The sequence below is a fragment of the Parasutterella secunda genome, from assembly GCF_024733725.1.
In the GTDB taxonomy this organism is placed as follows: Bacteria; Pseudomonadota; Gammaproteobacteria; order Burkholderiales; family Burkholderiaceae_F; genus Aphodousia; species Aphodousia faecalis.
Genome location: NZ_JANRHP010000002.1, coordinates 89,996 through 106,951, shown reverse-complemented (window position 1 = coordinate 106,951; position 16,956 = coordinate 89,996). Strand labels below are relative to the sequence as shown.

Annotated in this window: 15 protein-coding genes, 2 tRNA genes and 1 pseudogene; 9 read left to right on the top strand and 9 right to left on the bottom strand. The window is 46.2% G+C overall.

Translation table 11 applies throughout. The features are described 5' to 3' along the window. Positions 1 to 7 precede the first annotated feature (7 nt). The 3 genes from NW199_RS02385 to NW199_RS02375 all read right to left on the bottom strand — a co-directional run bounded on the left by NW199_RS02385 (position 8) and on the right by NW199_RS02375 (position 3,353). Positions 8 to 427 carry a MarR family winged helix-turn-helix transcriptional regulator gene (locus tag NW199_RS02385; protein WP_022473209.1) on the bottom strand — a complete coding sequence of 140 codons (420 nt, stop codon included), beginning with the start codon at positions 425 to 427 and terminating at the stop codon, positions 8 to 10. Between the two features lie 137 nt (positions 428 to 564). Next, the gene (gene ppk2, locus NW199_RS02380) at positions 565 to 1,674 is read right to left on the bottom strand and encodes a polyphosphate kinase 2 (RefSeq protein ID WP_258333525.1); all 1,110 of its coding nucleotides are present in this window, start codon (positions 1,672 to 1,674) and stop codon (positions 565 to 567) included. Positions 1,675 to 1,823: 149 nt separating this feature from the next. Beyond that, positions 1,824 to 3,353, bottom strand: coding sequence for an SLC13 family permease (locus NW199_RS02375; RefSeq protein WP_258333524.1), 1,530 nt, complete (start codon positions 3,351 to 3,353; stop codon positions 1,824 to 1,826). Positions 3,354 to 3,675: 322 nt separating this feature from the next. On the opposite strand from NW199_RS02375, the gene NW199_RS02370 reads away from it, so the two are divergent. The 3 genes and pseudogenes from NW199_RS02370 to NW199_RS02365 all read left to right on the top strand — a co-directional run bounded on the left by NW199_RS02370 (position 3,676) and on the right by NW199_RS02365 (position 5,972). Beyond that, complete coding sequence (locus NW199_RS02370) at positions 3,676 to 4,944, top strand: homoserine dehydrogenase (RefSeq protein ID WP_258333523.1); 1,269 nt, start codon at positions 3,676 to 3,678, stop codon at positions 4,942 to 4,944. A gap of 245 nt (positions 4,945 to 5,189) precedes the next feature. Then, positions 5,190 to 5,453, top strand: a pseudogene (locus tag NW199_RS08785) (DUF134 domain-containing protein); the annotation flags it as partial. A gap of 108 nt (positions 5,454 to 5,561) precedes the next feature. Next, positions 5,562 to 5,972, top strand: a complete 411-nt coding sequence (locus NW199_RS02365; RefSeq protein WP_258333522.1) for a NifB/NifX family molybdenum-iron cluster-binding protein — start codon at positions 5,562 to 5,564, stop codon at positions 5,970 to 5,972. Positions 5,973 to 6,068: 96 nt separating this feature from the next. On the opposite strand, the gene NW199_RS02360 is transcribed toward NW199_RS02365, so the two are convergent. The 6 genes from NW199_RS02360 to NW199_RS02335 form a co-directional block, all read right to left on the bottom strand. Beyond that, positions 6,069 to 6,153, bottom strand: a tRNA-Leu gene (locus tag NW199_RS02360). A gap of 25 nt (positions 6,154 to 6,178) precedes the next feature. Continuing rightward, positions 6,179 to 6,253: transfer RNA gene (locus NW199_RS02355), tRNA-Val, on the bottom strand. 112 nt (positions 6,254 to 6,365) lie between these two features. Further along, on the bottom strand, positions 6,366 to 6,848 hold the full coding sequence (gene folK / locus NW199_RS02350; RefSeq protein WP_022473203.1) for a 2-amino-4-hydroxy-6-hydroxymethyldihydropteridine diphosphokinase: 483 nt from the start codon (positions 6,846 to 6,848) through the stop codon (positions 6,366 to 6,368). Between the two features lie 2 nt (positions 6,849 to 6,850). Beyond that, complete coding sequence (gene pcnB, locus NW199_RS02345; RefSeq protein WP_258333521.1) at positions 6,851 to 8,392, bottom strand: polynucleotide adenylyltransferase PcnB; 1,542 nt, start codon at positions 8,390 to 8,392, stop codon at positions 6,851 to 6,853. Between the two features lie 40 nt (positions 8,393 to 8,432). Continuing rightward, positions 8,433 to 9,119 carry an HAD family hydrolase gene (locus tag NW199_RS02340; protein WP_258333520.1) on the bottom strand — a complete coding sequence of 229 codons (687 nt, stop codon included), beginning with the start codon at positions 9,117 to 9,119 and terminating at the stop codon, positions 8,433 to 8,435. Then, positions 9,116 to 9,763, bottom strand: coding sequence for an HdaA/DnaA family protein (locus NW199_RS02335; protein ID WP_258333519.1), 648 nt, complete (start codon positions 9,761 to 9,763; stop codon positions 9,116 to 9,118). Before NW199_RS02335 ends, NW199_RS02340 begins: the two co-directional genes overlap by 4 nt. 103 nt (positions 9,764 to 9,866) lie before the next feature. Here NW199_RS02335 and purM point away from each other — a divergent pair, with 103 nt between their 5' ends. From purM to dcuC, 6 genes are all read left to right on the top strand, one after another. Beyond that, positions 9,867 to 10,895, top strand: a complete 1,029-nt coding sequence (purM, locus tag NW199_RS02330) for a phosphoribosylformylglycinamidine cyclo-ligase (protein ID WP_022473199.1) — start codon at positions 9,867 to 9,869, stop codon at positions 10,893 to 10,895. 66 nt (positions 10,896 to 10,961) lie between these two features. After that, positions 10,962 to 12,056: an adenosine deaminase family protein gene (locus NW199_RS02325; RefSeq protein WP_258333518.1), complete on the top strand. Its 1,095-nt coding sequence runs from the start codon at positions 10,962 to 10,964 to the stop codon at positions 12,054 to 12,056. A gap of 554 nt (positions 12,057 to 12,610) precedes the next feature. Continuing rightward, positions 12,611 to 13,408, top strand: a complete 798-nt coding sequence (locus NW199_RS02320) for a DUF3100 domain-containing protein (RefSeq protein WP_022473197.1) — start codon at positions 12,611 to 12,613, stop codon at positions 13,406 to 13,408. A 34-nt stretch (positions 13,409 to 13,442) separates the two neighbouring features. Then, positions 13,443 to 13,907, top strand: coding sequence for a hypothetical protein (locus tag NW199_RS02315; RefSeq protein ID WP_022473196.1), 465 nt, complete (start codon positions 13,443 to 13,445; stop codon positions 13,905 to 13,907). A gap of 29 nt (positions 13,908 to 13,936) precedes the next feature. After that, on the top strand, positions 13,937 to 15,253 hold the full coding sequence (locus NW199_RS02310; protein WP_258333517.1) for an amidohydrolase: 1,317 nt from the start codon (positions 13,937 to 13,939) through the stop codon (positions 15,251 to 15,253). A gap of 242 nt (positions 15,254 to 15,495) precedes the next feature. After that, a complete protein-coding gene (gene dcuC, locus NW199_RS02305; RefSeq protein WP_258333516.1) occupies positions 15,496 to 16,875 on the top strand; it encodes a C4-dicarboxylate transporter DcuC in 1,380 nt (459 codons plus the stop codon). Positions 16,876 to 16,956: the final 81 nt, after the last annotated feature.

Here is a 16,956-nt window from a genome sequence, read left to right as displayed (position 1 = left end):
CAATCCGTCAATCAACACATTTTTTAAGTAATCTTTCCAACGTCTTGATTTCTTCTTCAGTCAGATTCTCTGTTACGAGTTGGTTGAGCCCCTCAGAAATTTCCTCGAAAATAGGTTCTAACTCAAGGCCTTTTTCCGTCAGAGAAACTAAAATTCCGCGACTATCCTTAGGATCACATTCTTTTCGAACATATCCCGCTTTTTCTAACTTATCCACTAAAACTGTTACGGTGGATTTACTACGCTTGACACTGCGAGCCAAATCCCCCATGTTGCATGTGCCTTTAGTAAAAAGCTGAACCATGACATCTCCGTGACTAGGAACAATTCCCTTTAGTCCGGCTCTCTCCAGCGACGCAAGAATATAAGCGTTACCTTTGGCACGAAGCTTCGCAGCATCGGAAAAAATAGATAAATACGACTTCATAATTTTCCTTTAGTTCGATATCGAACTATATTAAATAAATCAATTGCTGTCAAACTCCTTTCTGCTCAAAAAGAAAGGACACCAACTTAAACGACTTTCCGTTTGCTTGGTGTCCTTTATGTTTTTACCGTTCTAAATTACTTCTTAGGGGTCGCAGTAATGGACGGTTCTTCGCCTTGTTCAAAAACAATATTGGCACGGCCTACGATAAGGGGATCCACGGGACCGATCACATTTTCGTTTTTGTTAGTGTAAGGCAAGAGGTGTAACACGTAACGCATCGCATTAAGACGTGCGCGTTTTTTATCATCACTCTTTACGACAATCCAGGGGCACTCCACCGTATCGGTGTTCAAGAACATCATTTCTTTAGCACGTGTGTAATCATCCCACTTTGACAATGATGCGACATCAATCGGAGACAATTTCCAGCGCTTTAACGGGTGAATTTTCCGTTCTTTGAAGCGACGGCGCTGTTCATCACGGCTCACTGAGAACCAGAACTTAATAATGTAGATGCCGTTATGAACAAGATTGCGTTCAAATTCAGGGCACTCTTTCATGAAGCGGTCATATTGCTGCTCATTACAAAAACCCATCACTCGTTCAACACCGGCGCGGTTGTACCAAGAACGGTCAAAAAGAACCATTTCTCCACGTGTCGGAAGATGTTCAACGTAGCGTTGAAAATACCATTGCCCCAATTCGCGTTCATTCGGCTTTTCCAAAGCTACAACGCGAGCGCCACGAGGATTCATGTGTTCCATGAAGCGCTTAATGGTGCCGCCTTTACCGGCTGCATCTCGGCCTTCAAAAAGAATAACCACGCGCTGCCCGGTTTCCTTAACCCAAGCCTGCAACTTCAACAATTCCACTTGAAGGGCAAACTTTTCCTTTTCGTACGTTTTGCGATTAAGACGATTTTTGTATGGATAGACTCCGGTGCGCCAATCTTTAACCAAAATATCGTCGGGATTATCCACTCGCGAACTGGTTGCCGCGTAATTTAGACGTTCTTGACGAAGCAAAAGACGTAGCAAGCGAATGCGATCTGCGGGTGCTTCGCCTTTGAGAATAGTCCCCAATGCTTCCAATTCTTTTTGATCAGCGGCTTCCGTTGTTTCATCGGTCACAATACCTTGCACTTCATCAGTCGCACGAGCGTGAGAAACATCGCCTCTGGAAACAAGTTGGCTTCGATAAGGACCACGTTTGGACTTAACTGTGTTTTTCGAATTTTCGGTCATGATTTATGATCCTAAGAAAAAAGAGAATGTCTATTTATTGTGCTCCAGGAACAAAATAGTATCAATAAATAGTATCCATAATTGCAAAGTTATCAAAACGTTTTGGGGCGGTTAAACCGCCCCAAATGAACAGAAGTGTGTAGATAGAATTAAGGAATCATTCCGACACTAAAAACAGAGCAGATGATCGTGACAACAACGATCCCGCAAACATTAAGCCAAAAGCCTGCGCGAATCATCTCAGCAATACGAATGCGCCCAGTCCCGAAAATAATGGCATTAGGCGGAGTACCGACAGGCATCATGAACGCAAGCGATGCGCCGAACGTTGTTGCCACCAAAAGCGCTTCAGGATGCATACCAATAGAATCGGCAACGGCCGCAACCAAAGGCATCATGGTTGCAGCAAGCGCTGTATTGGAGGTAAATTCGGAAGCAAAAACCGTTAGCGTTGTAAGACCGCTGATTGCAGCAACTTCAGGTAGCGATGATAAGAACGTTGCTTGCGCTCCGATAATATCCGCCAAGCCTGTCTTTTGAATCGCAGCGGCCATAGACAAACCACCGCCAAATAACAACAAGACATCCCAAGCAACTGTATCGCTCGCACTGGACCAATCCAAAGCGTGTACTCCACGCTTATAGTCAACAGGGATAATGAACAAAATAATCCCAGCTCCCATTGCGATAACCGTATCAGACAATGCTTTAAATGGTGTCATATCTCCAATCTGAATGCCGCGAATCACAGGACCAAAACACCACAGTAGAGCCGCCGTCACAAAAACCGTCAAGACAATTTTTTCACCACGAGACATTGGTCCTAATTTGGAATACTCGTGCATAACCCAATCTTTTCCACCGGGCAATTCGCTCACCAATTCCCTGAATAAAACCTTTGTCATTAACAGCTGAGTTGCAACAATCATCACAACAACAATGGGAAAAGCAATAAGCATCCAATCAATAAAGCTCACGGGGACGTTATAGGTTTGTTCAACAAAGCGCGCAAAAATACCGTTGGGCGGCGTGCCAATCAATGTTAGAACACCGCCTAAACTGGCTCCATAAGCGACAGCCAATAAGACACAGACGCCGAAATTGTGCTCGGCACGGTCTATCGGTAAGTCTTCTCGGGTTGAACGAACGACTTTCAGCACGGCCAGAGCAATCGGAACCATCATGGCTGCCGTTGCCGTATTACTCACCCAGGCGGAAATAAACGATGTTGAGAGCAAAAGTCCCAAAATGATCTGCTGAGGCTTGGTTCCGACGATGCGAATCGTTAACAATGCAATACGACGGTCCAAGTGCCAACGAGCTATGCCCGCTGCAATTAAAAACCCACCTAAAAATAAGAAAATGGTGCCGTTTGCATACTCTTTGAGCGTATCTGACGATCCCATCACGCCAAAGAGCGGGAAAAGCACTATAGGCAAAAGGGAGGTAACAGCAATCGGAACAGCTTCGGTAAACCACCAAATGGCCATCCACAACACAATAGCTGCACACGCACGCGCCGCATGAGAAAAGGTTTCAGAGACCCCCGCTGAGGTTATGTATTGCTCAGGAAGGATAAAGTAAAACAGCAATGCAACCAACGGACCGAGAATTAACGGAATAAGTTTGGATTTGTTGCTGATGGCGCCAATTTCAATACTGGATTCATGGTGCTTCATAAAGGAGCTCCTTTCTTGATTCGTCCAACGGGCGGATCACTGATGGTGCCAGAGATGCCAGTTTGATTTGTAGAAACAAGATCTTTTGTTAAGATCGTTATTAATTTTGATGTTAATCAAATTTAAAAACCAGATCAAGCGATTTTGAATATTTTTTATAATTTTTCTCAATCAAAATAAGGAATTTTTCTTAGAGGAATAAAGAAACAAATAATTGAAAATAACGACAAAAAAAGAACAAATCGGCTCCATTTAGGCGAGATACAAAATGTATTCTCATCCTAGGTTAGAATGGAATAGGTTGTGAAAGAAAGGATTTCAAATGGCAGAAAAATTAATCGTTGGTATGGCGGGATTCGGTACTGTAGGCAGTTCTGTCTACCAAGTCTTAAAACGAAACGCTGCGCTAATTCATGCGAGAGCAGGCAAACAGATTGAAATTAAACGGGTAGTTTGCAGAAAAACTGATAAGGTCATCTTACAAACACAGGGAAACGTCATTGCCAGCAACGATTTGAATTCAATCATTGATGATCCTTCAATTTCTGTTGTCATTGAAGTAATGGGAGGCATTGAACCCGCTAAAACCTTTATTTTGAATGCCTTAAAAAATGGAAAAGATGTTATTACCGCCAATAAGGCTCTTTTAGCTACTCATGGCGATGAAATCTTTGAAGAAGCTCGAAAGCAAAATCGCTCCGTTTTCTTTGAAGCCTCGGTTGCCGGTGGCATTCCTGTTATCAAAGCATTACGAGAAGGACTTGCCGGTAATCAAATTTCCAAAGTTAGCGGAATTCTTAACGGCACCGGTAACTATATTTTGAGCGCGATGCACAAAACGCCTCTTTCTTTTGCAGAAGCATTAAAAAACGCACAGCAGTTAGGTTATGCAGAGGCAGATCCGACTTTTGATATCGAAGGATTGGACACTGGGCATAAATTGTCAATTTTGACTTCATTGGCCTTCGGTGTTCCCTTTCACTTTGATATTACGGCTGTTGAAGGGATCAAAGGAATTTCTTCTTTCGACATTCAATTCGCTCAAAAGCTCGGTTTTGTCGTTAAACTACTGGCTACTGTAGAGAAAATCAATGATCGTCTCTCTTTTCAGGTTGCACCAACATTAATTTCTCAAAACAGCATTCTGGCTCAAGTCAGTGATGCTATGAACGCGGTTGAAATAGTAGGCGACGCTGTTGGCAAAACCCTCTTTTACGGAGCAGGCGCCGGAGGCGAAGCTACCGCCAGTGCGGTTCTTGCCGACGTTACAGATATTGCCAAAGGACATAAAAGCATTGTCAAACCAGACTCTGCCACTGTTGTGACTTTTCTGGATAACAATGAAAAAAGAAATAAGAACTACATTCGATTTAACTCCAGCAGCTTGAATGACTTAACAAATCATGTTTTGCCCACGCTGGAAAAACATCAAATTGTCGTTGAAAAAATTGAGGAGATTAATGAGAACCTCGTTCTTTTGACTCAAGAAATTGACGAAAAAACTTTACAAAAAGCCTTGACGGAACTTTCTCAAACATATTGCAATCAGCTTTCATTTACACGTTTTCGCTTGGCAAAAAGCGTAAATTAACTTCAATTTATCTCAAAAAGAGGCGAAACTTCATGTATCGCCTCTTTTCTGTTCTCTTTTTCTTGCTAAACAAAGTCAGTGATTTTCGTCTCATTTCTAAGCACGGATCCAAAAGGAAACTCATGTTTTTTGAGAGTCATTTATTGATGAGTCAACAAATTTTGTGCAGATATTGATTTGACCTTTTGTTGGAATAGTTCTATCCTATATCCGACATATGTCGAATATTACGGACGTGAAAAACCATGCCAAGACCCAGTCGATGCCGACGAATATGCTCAGAACCTGTTTTTAGAGCGTTTAATTCCGAAGGAAAAAGCGATCCTATTACTCTCTTTGTTGATGAGTATGAAGTGATTCGTTTAGTGGATTACGAAAAAAGAACACATGAACAATGTGCTCAGCAAATGCAAATTTCGAGAACTACCGTTACCGAAATTTATGAAAAGGCCCGATTCAAAGTCGCAGATGCGATCGTAAATGGCAGACCTTTATTGATTGGTGGCGGTCACTACAGAATTTGCAATGGATTAGCTGAACACACTTGCCCTGGTCGTTGCCGTTGTAGACATGGGAAACAACATCAAGTCAATCAATTTCTCCAAGGAGCCAATACTATGAAAATTGCGATCCCCATCAAAAACGAAAATATTTACCAACATTTCGGTATGGCAGCTGCATTTAAGATTTACGATGTAGAAAATGGTCAAGTCGCTTCAACCAAAGTTGAACAGACTAACGGACGCGGACATGGTGCCATGCTCGACATTCTTCTTGCTGAGAATGTGAATTGCGTCATTTGCGGCGGTATTGGTGATGGTGCCATGCAAGCGCTGAAACAAGCCGACATTAAGCTTTATGCCGGTATTGACGGTGTAGCTGACGAAGCCGTCACATCCCTTTTAGCCGGAAATCTTCAAAGTAATTTGGAAGCGGCCTGCAGCAAACACCAGCATGCCCATCATGGACAATGTCAGCATGACAATTGCGGTCAACATGGCGATTGTCACTGTGACTGTGGGAAATAATCAGTTTTGAAATAGTTCTTGCTTGAATCCGATCTGATGCTCAATTTTCAGATCGGATACAAAAAAAGCACGTTAAAAACGTGCCATTCTTTTAATTGGTGCCCGGGGAGAGACTCGAACTCTCACGGCTCATCACCGGTGGATTTTGAATCCACTGCGTCTACCATTCCGCCACCCGGGCATTTCAAATTGTCATCACTTACTACTGGTGCGCGATACAGGGTTCGAACCTGTGACCCCTGCCGTGTGAAGGCAGTGCTCTACCGCTGAGCTAACCGCGCGCTTGAACAAGCGAGGATTGGAATTATACCGAGCTTCTCAGGCTTGTCAAGAAAAATTACTAAAAAATTTTTCTTGATGGTGCAAAAGCCGATCAAGGCATAGCTTACCGAACTAAAGAAGTCGTTCAATTCCTTGTTCTGCAACGCTTTTCAGATAGTTTTTTGCCAACCCTTTCCCTGGAATAACAACTTCAGGAGAAATTTCACAAAGAGGAACTAAAACAAAAGCCCGCTCATGCATTCGAGGATGCGGAAGCGTTAAAAACTCGCTTTGTCTCACTTCATCCTCAAAAAGCAATAAATCCAAGTCCATTGTACGGGGAGCGTTATGAATACCTACCGGCCGTACACGCCCAAACTCTTTTTCGATTTCAAGCAATCGATGCAATAGTTGCTCAGCGGTCAACTCTGTTTTAATTTCGATGACCGCATTAATGTAATCGGGGCCGCTCGAGTCAATCGGTGTCGTTTTATAAAACGAAGACGTTTTAATCACAGCAACTTCATCTTCTTCATTGATTCGATCAATAACATCTTTTAAAGCTTGCTGAGCTTGTCCAAGATTAGCTCCCAAAGCAACATAGGCCTTTGCCATCATTAATCCTCAATCTGAATTTTCTTACGGCGAATGGCAGGACGGCGACGGCGTTTAGGCCGGGCCGCTTTAGTGTTCTGCGAGAGTTCTTCGTCATCAATGAGGTCAATCATGCCATCGCTACCGGCTGTACCGCTTAAATCGCGCACAAGCTGCCAACTATCAGCCTCGAGCAGCAATTGTTTTTTAATTTGGGCCTTACTGGGTCGCTTCGGTTCGCCTTTTCTCGGTTTTCGCGCCTGGGCGTTCGCAGTAGCTTGCTCGCGAATCATCTCTAGGCGCGTTGCTTCGTCAACCTCTTGGAATTTAGTCCACCAGTTCACAATCGCAGGATCAACGTATTCCAACTGACTTCTTAAGAGCATAAAGTCGTACCCGGCACGAAACTTTGGAATATTCAAAAGCCCCATTGCCGACTTTGTTCCACGGCGCAGCAATTTAATTTGTAGAACCCAAATTGTCAGAATGTCCTCTACAAAGCGCTTTTGAATAGCCAGCTTCTCGCACTGCTTATCAAGGACATAGCGGCCTGCTTCAATCATGGCCTGTATTTGACTCTCACCACGTGAAATACGCTCTTCAAAGTGACGATACGTTAGGGGCCACAACAATGTCGCAAAGAGAAACGACGGAGAAACCTTTTTACCGATTGCAATCCGCTCGTCGGTCCGCTTCATCGCGAGCATTAAAAAGCGTTCCCCTTTTTGCTCTTTTAGTGCCACTTCTAAGAGAGGAATTACATTACGGTATAGCCCCAACTGTCGCAATTTTTCCGTACAGTCAATGGCGCGGCCGCAAGTAAGCAATTTCACGGCTTCATCAAACAAACGAGCCTCAGGCACATTGGCTAAAAGCGGCGCCAGCCGACTGATTGGCTCAAGCGTCGCTTCATCAATTTTGAACTGCAATTTAGAGGCAATGCGAACCGCACGGAGCATGCGAACCGGATCTTCCCGATAGCGGTCTTCCGGATCTCCGATCATTCTCACGACACCATCCAAGATGTCACGCATGCCATTGTGGTAGTCAATGAGTTCTTCAGTCGTGGGGTTGTAATAAAGCGCATTAACAGTGAAGTCGCGTCTTGCCGCATCCTCCCACATTTCCCCGAAAACATTGTCGGAAATTACGCGTCCGAATTTATCTTTTCTAACTCCAGCGCCTTCTAATGCGCGAAATGTTGAGCACTCGATTTTTTCCCGGCCAAACATGACGTGCACAAGCCTAAAGCGCTTACCGATGATGATGGCACGCTTTTGACAACGCTTGACTTGTTCGGGCGTTGCATCGGTTACAACGTCGAAATCTTTCGGAGTAACGCCAAGCAAAAGATCGCGAACAGCGCCACCAACCACATAAGCTTCGTAGCCCGCCCGCTGCAGATTTCGCACCGTTCGCATTGCTTCCAGACTGACTAACCGCCTATCAATTCCGTGTTCATCACGGCCAATAATCCGCGGGGTTTTTACGTAGTGTTCTGGTTCTTTTTTTGTTTTTGAAGAAGAAAATAATTCCTTAGTGTAGGCAATAATGTTTTTAAACATTGTTCGTCCTTGAAAGGCGGCGACTTCCGAAATCAAGGGCTCAGGCTCGATCAAAGAGCTTTAAAACAGCCCAACCGCTTTTTTGCGCTTTTTCTTTTAATTGGGGATCCGGATTGGTCGCGACCACATGACCATGAAAAGATTCGACGAATTGTAGCAAGGGAAGGTCAGTTATGGAGTCAGTGTATACAACACTGTCGGAAAGTTCAGTCAAAGGCATGCCAAGCTTTTGACAAAATTCTTTTAGTCGATCAATTTTATGCTGGCCGTAACAAAAACCGCCCTCAAACTCTCCCGTGAATTCACCTCGAGAGTCAACAACCGGCCTTGTTGCCAATAAATGTTCAATTCCAAAAAGCTGAGCGACTGTCTCGGAAACAAAGGCTTGAGTGCCGGTTGCTAATACCGGAACGTAACCCTCAAGACGCATAGCCTCAACGACATTTTTAGCGGCTGAGGTGACATTAGGTTTAACGACCTCTTCAACAAATCGTTCTCTTAACCTTTCGATATTCTGACGGGAAAAACGTGATAAAAGCGCCATATGAAAGTGCATGAAGGGTTCAACTTGAAACCGGCCGCAGCGATAGTCTTCGAGATAACGTTTTGATAAAGCCAATTCTTCAGAGAGATCAGCGCCGCTTTTACTTGCCAAAAAATCAACCCACACCACACCGACATCAATGGGCATGAGTGTCCCGTCCATATCAAAAATTGCCAGTTTCAAAGGTTTTCTCCATGTTTGGTAAGCCAGGCTTTTAACGCCGGAATCGTTACCGTGGCTTTCTTCTTGGCCAACAGTTCCCGATCCATTTCATTGAGTAGTTGTGACAGCGTTTTAATATCCCGCGGCAAATAATTTTTCATCCAGTTTTCCGCCTCTGCCGTCACCTCTATTCCGCGTTCCTTGGCTTGAGCCGCGAGCGCTTTCCACATATCCCCTTCAAGAGGTTTGATATGGAAAACCGCTCCCCAAGTTAAACGTGTGCAGATATCGGGTCTCACAAATTTTTCCGCGGGCGACTTTTTACCCGTCATCACTAAAGTGGCCCCCGGATGAACTCGCACTTCGTTAATCAACGCAAAGAGACGATCCAACCCTTCCTCTGTGAGCGTATCCACATCATCAACGGCGTAGCGCAAACGATCAGTCGAAAACGCAGGGACATCATTTTCCTTTAATCCCATGGCAACAGCCAAATGGGTTTTGCCGACTCCCGACTCACCCCAAAGGTAAATCAATTGAGGTTCGCCTTTTTCCTGCATTTGCCTTAAGCACGTCAGAGCGCCGCCATTGGCTCCAACAATAAAATTGTCGAGCGTTGCGGCAGGTTCCATAACAATGTCTAACGGCAATTGTTCAAAGCGCATATTTATCTTAATGTGAAGGTTTCCTAGCCTTGCTAGAATCAACAAGTTAATTCATGCGGATACGCAAGTGTACCGCCACCTTCACCTTTTTTGGGCAAAGAACATGACACAACTTTCTTACGCTGCTGCCGGTGTGGATATTGACGCCGGTGATGAACTGGTTGAACGCATCAAACCGCTTGCTAAGCGCACGATGATTCCTGGCGTTTTAGCCAGTGTCGGCGGCTTTGGCGCAATGTTTGAAATTTCCAAAGAATACAAGAACCCCGTATTGGTCACCGGTACCGACGGCGTGGGCACAAAATTGAAACTTGCCTTCACCCTCGGCCGTCATGATACGGTGGGACAGGACTTGGTTGGCATGAGTGTCAATGACATTCTTGTGCAAGGTGCCAAGAGCCTTTTCTTCCTCGACTATTACGCCTGCGGTAAATTGGATGTGGACATTGCCGAACGCGTGGTTGCCGGTGTCGCTCATGGTTGCGAATTAGCCGGTTGTGCCTTAATTGGTGGTGAAACCGCGGAAATGCCCGGTATGTACCCGGAAGGTGAATACGATCTAGCCGGTTTTGCTGTCGGCATCGTGGAAAAAGATGAGGCTATTGACGGCAAGTCCATCAAGGCCGGCGACGTTGTTTTAGGCTTAGCCTCAAGCGGTCCCCACTCTAATGGCTTTTCACTGATCCGCAAGGTCGTGGAAGTTACCAATACCCCTTGGGACATGCCGCTTGATGGTCGCACATTGGCCGATTGCGTGATGGAACCCACGCGTATCTACGTCAAGCAGGTCTTAAATGTCATGAAGTCTGTGACAATTAAAGGCATGGCTCACATTACCGGGGGCGGCCTGATTGAAAACGTGCCCCGCGTGTTACCCGAAAACACGCAAGCTGTTATTCATGCCGACAGTTGGACGCGTCCCGCAGTCTTTGACTGGCTGCAAGAAGCCGGCAACATTGATTCCCATGAAATGCACCGAGTCTTCAATAACGGCATCGGCATGGTGGTTATCGTGGATGCGGCAGACGCTGAACGCGCCATGCAGGCGTTTAAAGCTGAAGGCGAAAAAGTGTTCCGTTTGGGCGAAATTGTTGAACGTCCGCAAGACGCCCCCGGCTGCATCGTAATCTAAATTCAATCACTATAATCAAGAGGCGATGCGCTGCATCGCCTTTTTGTTTTTCTCGGAGAATGATTCATGCGTAAAGATAACCCGGCTTTTGTTCCGGACTCCCCGTTTGCCCGTACGATGACTGCAGAACATATGGAATTTTTTAGAGCTATTCCGAAAACTGAACTGCATTGTCACTTGCTAGGCACCACTCAAAAATCCACTTTTGAAGATTTGGTGAAAGAGTCCGGCGCACCTATTACGCAAGAAGAAATTGACGGCTTCTTTACTCGCGGTGACAAACCCGTTGGCGTTCTTCGCATTTTCCGTGCTCTTGAAGAACACATTTTGATCAAGCCCGAGATGCTCAAACGCATCACGTACGAATATTTAGCTGACTGCAAAAAGCATGGCATTCGCTACACAGAATTTTTCTGGAATTACACCGGTCTTGCCCGTCACTACAGCTACAAAGACGCCCAGGCTGCCATCATTGAAGGCATTCACGAAGGTGAGCGCGACTTTGGCGTCATCGGTCGCTTGATTCCCTCGATTGACCGTGAAGATACCCCGGAAGCCGCCGTGCAATTGGCTCAAGAAATGATTGCTAATCGTGCTCCCGAAACAATTGGCATCGGCATTGACTACCGCGAAAATGACCATGAACCGGAAAACTTCTGGAAGGCTTTTTATATGGCCAAGGAAGCCGGTTTTAAAGTGACCATCCACGCGGGCGAATTCGGCTGTCACTGGAGAAACATTGAAACCGCCATGAAGCTTCTTAAGGCCGATCGACTCGATCACTGCTATACCATCATTGATAATCCGGAATTGGTGGAAGAAGTGAAAAAAGCCGGTTTAATTATCACGGTCGTTCCGACCAATTCTTACTATTTGCGTACCTTCAGCGATGAGGAATGGGCACTTAAACAACCCATTCGTAAGATGGTTCCGATGGGACTTCGCGTGCATCCGAATACGGACGATCCGACCATGCACCATGTCAACGCCACTCAAACATGGATGTTGATGTATAACTTCCTCAATTTCACAGTCAGTGACTTAAAGGCTTTCATGCTCAATGGTATTGACGGCGCTTGGATTGATGAAGAAACAAAACAAAAATGGAAGCGTGAATGGAGCGAGGAATTTGATCGTTTAGCGGAAAAATTCCCAGGCTAAAACAACAACGTTAAAGATCACCGGGCCACCTTCAAACAGGTGGTCTTTCCTTTTTCCACCTAGGCCAAAGCCACTAGTCAATAGGAAAATAATTTCGCCTATTGTTTTGTACTCTGCTACAGTAGGAACATGTTCGAACTATCGAACGGTGTTTTAGGAGAGTCATCATGCTAGTACGCATAGACCGGTATGTAGCCAAACGAAATTATTGTCAACTTTTAGACTGCAACGTTTTGCGCGCTCACGCCACCTCCTCCTCACACTCATCATCTACCTCCACTACATCAACGGGCGCTTCCTGCTAAGGATGCCCGATTGAACAAAGGCTTTGTGATAGCCCACTCGCCCAGAGTCAAAAATCACAGTTTCCAACTTTTAACAATTTAGCTTTCTCAAAAGACCAAAGTCTTTTTAGGCATTTTTGTAAGTGTCTCTAAAAGTACTTCCATTAGGGCTAAAAGTATTTAAACACTCCCCTAATCGCTGAGAAAGACACAGCAAAGACTTTTTCTCCTACGGTAAAGGGCCTTTGCAGTAAAAGAAAAGGACATATCATGCAAAAGATCGCAAACTTTAAATTGCATATATTGGCCCTCATCGTTGTGGTGATAGCCGAAGCCATCGGAACGCAGAAATTTGGACTCGTCGTGATGCTGCCTTTGCTGTTTGCATTGGTCATCGGTGGCATCATCAGTTTGCCGCGTCTGCACATTTTGAATAAATCACAAATGGACAGAGCGGCTAAATTTATGCCGATTGCCATGCTTGTTTTAATTGCCAAGATCGGTCTGGATATCGGTCCGAATCTGGAAATTTTGCTCAATTCCGGTTGGGCACTCATCATGCAGGAATTCGGCCACTTCTTCGGCACCCTTATTTTCGGTCTCCCCGTCGCCCTACTTTTGAAAATGAAGCGTGAAGCCATCGGTGCCTGCTATTCCATTGACCGGGAAGCCAATGTCGCCATCATCGGTGAAAAATTTGGATTAGACAGTGCAGAAGGTCGCGGGGTAATGGGTATGTACATCTGCGGTACCGTTTTCGGCGCATTGTGGATTTCTTTATTGGCCGGTGTTATTGCCCAATTAGACATTTTCCATCCGCACGCTTTGGCCATGGGCGCCGGTATTGGTTCGGCCAGTATGATGGCCGCAGGCGTTGGTTCGATTGTCGCCTCCTATCCGCATGAAGCGCAGCTGGTTCAAGCGTACGCCGCCGCAGCCAATCTGATGACCTCGATTCTCGGCATTTACTTCGCACTCTTTGTTTCGCTGCCGGTCACGATCAAAATCTACGAATTCTTTACCGGCGACAAGCGTGTTGAAAACAAAAATGCCCAAGCTGAAATTTAATCAGGCAACCTAACGAACGGAAAAGGAAAAGATCATGTTAGCTTATCTCGAAAAAATGAAAGACATCCTGTTTATTCTGGTTGTGACGGCTGCCTATTCTGTCATCGCACATACGGTCGGCAGCAACGGCGATTTAGCAGCCGGTTCGATCGGTGCTCTTGTCTTGGTCGTTATTACGGTTATCGGTATTGTCATCAGTTGGCTGCCGGGCTTTAAGATGCTTCCCATGGTGTTTTGGGTCTCGATTGTCGCGGTTGTTGTCTCCATGCCGCAATTTCCCCTGAGTGATTGGATTCTGGCTCAAACGAAAAATGTCGGCTTTTTATCGATTACGACGCCCATTCTTGCTTACGGCGGCCTATGCTTAGGCAAGGATTTACAAGCTTTCAAGCAACTGTCTTGGCGCATCGTTCCGGTCGCTTTGGCAGTTGCCGCCGGCAGCTTCATCTGTGCCACGGCTTTGGCTGAATTAATGCTGCATCTGGAAGGTATTTTCTAAAGAATTCTTTGACTGAAAGGAAGGTTCAAATGAATAAAGCGCAATTAAAAGAAGCGGTCTGCAAGGCCATTGATGCCCGCTTTGAAGATGTTGAAAAATTGGCAATGGACATCTTTGCTGAGCCTGAACTCGGCTTTAAGGAACAAAAGACCTCTGCTAAAGTAAAAGCTGCCTTTGATGCCCTTGGCCTAGCCCATACGGATGGCTGGGGCATCACGGGTGTGAAGGCTCGTGTCAAAGGGAAAAAGTCTCGCAAAACTGTTGCGCTTTTGGGTGAACTCGACGCCATTGTCTGCCGGGATCACCCGAACGCTGATCCTGTAACGGGCGCGGCTCACTGCTGTGGTCACAACGTACAAATCGGCAATCTTCTTGCTGTAGCCATGGCCTTTAAAGATGCCGACATCATGAAGTACCTTGACGGTGATGTCGTCTTTTTCGCAGTGCCTGCCGAAGAATACGTGGAAATTGACTATCGCAACGGTCTTCGCGAAAAAGGCCAACTGCGTTATTTAGGCGGTAAAGCGGAAATCATTGCTCAAGGCGGCTTTGATGATGTGGACATGGCCATGCAGATGCACGTGGACCCGACTGACAATCCCAATGGAGAATTCCAGGTGGGAGCAAGTTGCAACGGCTTCATCGGTAAATTAATCGAGTACCGCGGTAAGGCCGCTCACGCTGCCGGCGCTCCCGATAAGGGGGTTAACGCCTTAAATGCGGCCATGATGGGTGTGATGGGTGTCAATGCCATCCGTGAAACGTTCCGTGATGACGACTGTGTTCGTTTCCACCCGATCATTAACGCCGGTGGTGACCTGGTTAACGTCATCCCTGATCGCGTAAAGATGGAAAGCTATGTGCGCGCAGCCAAGCTTGATGCGCTCACCCGATACAACAAAGCCATCAATCGTGCGCTTAAGGCCGGGGGTGACGCGATTGGAGCCAGTTGTGAAATTCAAGATTTACCCGGCTACTTACCGTTGCGCCCTGATGAAAACTTCCACGATGTATTGAGAGCCAACGCTCAAGAAGTATTCGGAAAGGAAAATGTGGTTGAAGGCGTTCACTCCGCAGGTTCTACCGACATGGGCGATGTGTCGCATTTGATGCCCGTCGTGCATCCCTGGGTGGGCTGCGTAAAGGGGGTCTTACATGGCGCGAGCTACAACTTCGACAATAAGGAAGCGGGCTTAAAGAAGACCGCAAAAGTGTTGGCCATGACCATCATTGATTTACTGGCCGATGATGCACAAGAAGCCCAACGCATTTGCGACAACTTTAAACCTGTCTTAACGAAAGAAAGCTATTGCGAATACATGGATTCCATCTCCAAAGCCCAATAGTTCCTTCATGACAGTCACAAATGGCCGATAGTTTCCCCTGTCGGCCATTTTTTCGGAAGCAAAAGTAAAAATGTTTTAGTCCTAATTTTGAAATATTTTCTAGTGGAAACTACTCAGAAAAACTTATTAATTAGGGTTTTCAATCATTTCGACTAAACGGATATTCAGCGAAGATACGCCTTGAAAAACGTTTATCAAACGTTCCCCCTTTTTTTGTATTTGCCTTTCACGAGGAGCTTACGATGACCGGCATTGTTATCGTTATTATCTCTGTTGTGGCAGCGGCATACCTCATCGTTAAAAAATATTACGCTCCGGGTGCCCTGCTGTTTGTGGGTCTTATCACCCTTGCCGTTGTGACGCTTATTTCTCCCGATCCTATTCTCACTGGTAAGAAAGCCACTCATTTGGCCGGCTTGGATGTTATTCAGATCGTGACCAACCTCTTGCAAAGCCGCGCTGCCGGCCTTGGCATGAACATCATGATCATTGGTGGCTTTGCCTCCTATATGGATCGTATCGGTGCCGCTGGCGCTCTTGTCCGCTTGAGCGTTAAACCGCTGTCTTATATGCATTCGCCCTACTTGATCATGGTATTGGGTACGATGATCAGCATCGCCTTGAATATATTTATTCCGTCTGCAGCCGGCTTGGCGCTGTTGCTCATGGTTTCGATGTACCCGATCCTTTTAGCGGGTGGCGTCTCTCGTCAATCGGCTGCTGCCAGTATCGTCATGAGCGGTTGCGTCTGCTTGGGACCGTCCGGTGCCAACAACCTCTTGGGCTCTGAATTGACCAATATGCACGTGATGGACTTCTTCTTGAATGTCCAATGGATCATCGCCTGGCCTGCATTGATCGTGCTTTTCATTTCCCACTATTTCATCCAGCAATGGTTTGATAAGCGCGATCTCGCCAGTGGCAAGATCACGAAGGAAGACTTCCTTGCCACAGCCTCCAGCACGGAAAGTAAGCAACCCGACGCTCCCGCTTTCTATGCCTTCTTCCCGCTGATTCCGGTGATCATGCTCTTTGTATTCTCTCCATTGATGTACAAGGGCATTCGCATGGAAGTGGTGACCGCGCTCTTGTGCTCAACTCTCTTTGCTTTGGTTATTCACGGCATTCGCACTCGCAGCCTCAAGGAATGCTTGGCTTCGCTTAAGGCTTTTGCTCAAGGCATGGGCAAGGTGTTCACCTCAACCGTGTTCTTAATCGTGTGCGCCGAAGTGTTCGCTCAAGGCTTGACGAAATCCGGCGGTATCGACACGATCATTCAAGCGGTCTCCAGCATGGATGCGGGTGCTATCGCCCTTTACACCGCCATGGTCGTCATCGTCGCTTTGGCCTCTTTTGTGACGGGGTCGGGCAACGCCTCGTTCTTTAGCTTCGCTCCGATGATTCCGGATGCTGCTTTAACCGTTGGCGCCAACGCTGCCTTCATGATTTCGCCCCTGCAATTGATCAGCGGCATCATGCGTTCTTCAAGTCCTGTGGCTGGCGTCACCATTGCCGTCTCAGGTTTAAGTGGTTTGGATCCGTTCGTGGTGGTTCGCCGCTCCATCCCCGTCATGTTCTTGACTGGTATCGCGGTCTACTTCAGTGCCATGATTCATATTTAACGGTTAAAAACTTATGGAAACAAGCACCACCCGAAGAACAAATGACATCTCGGGTGGTGTTTTCGTTTTGAACATTGTTCA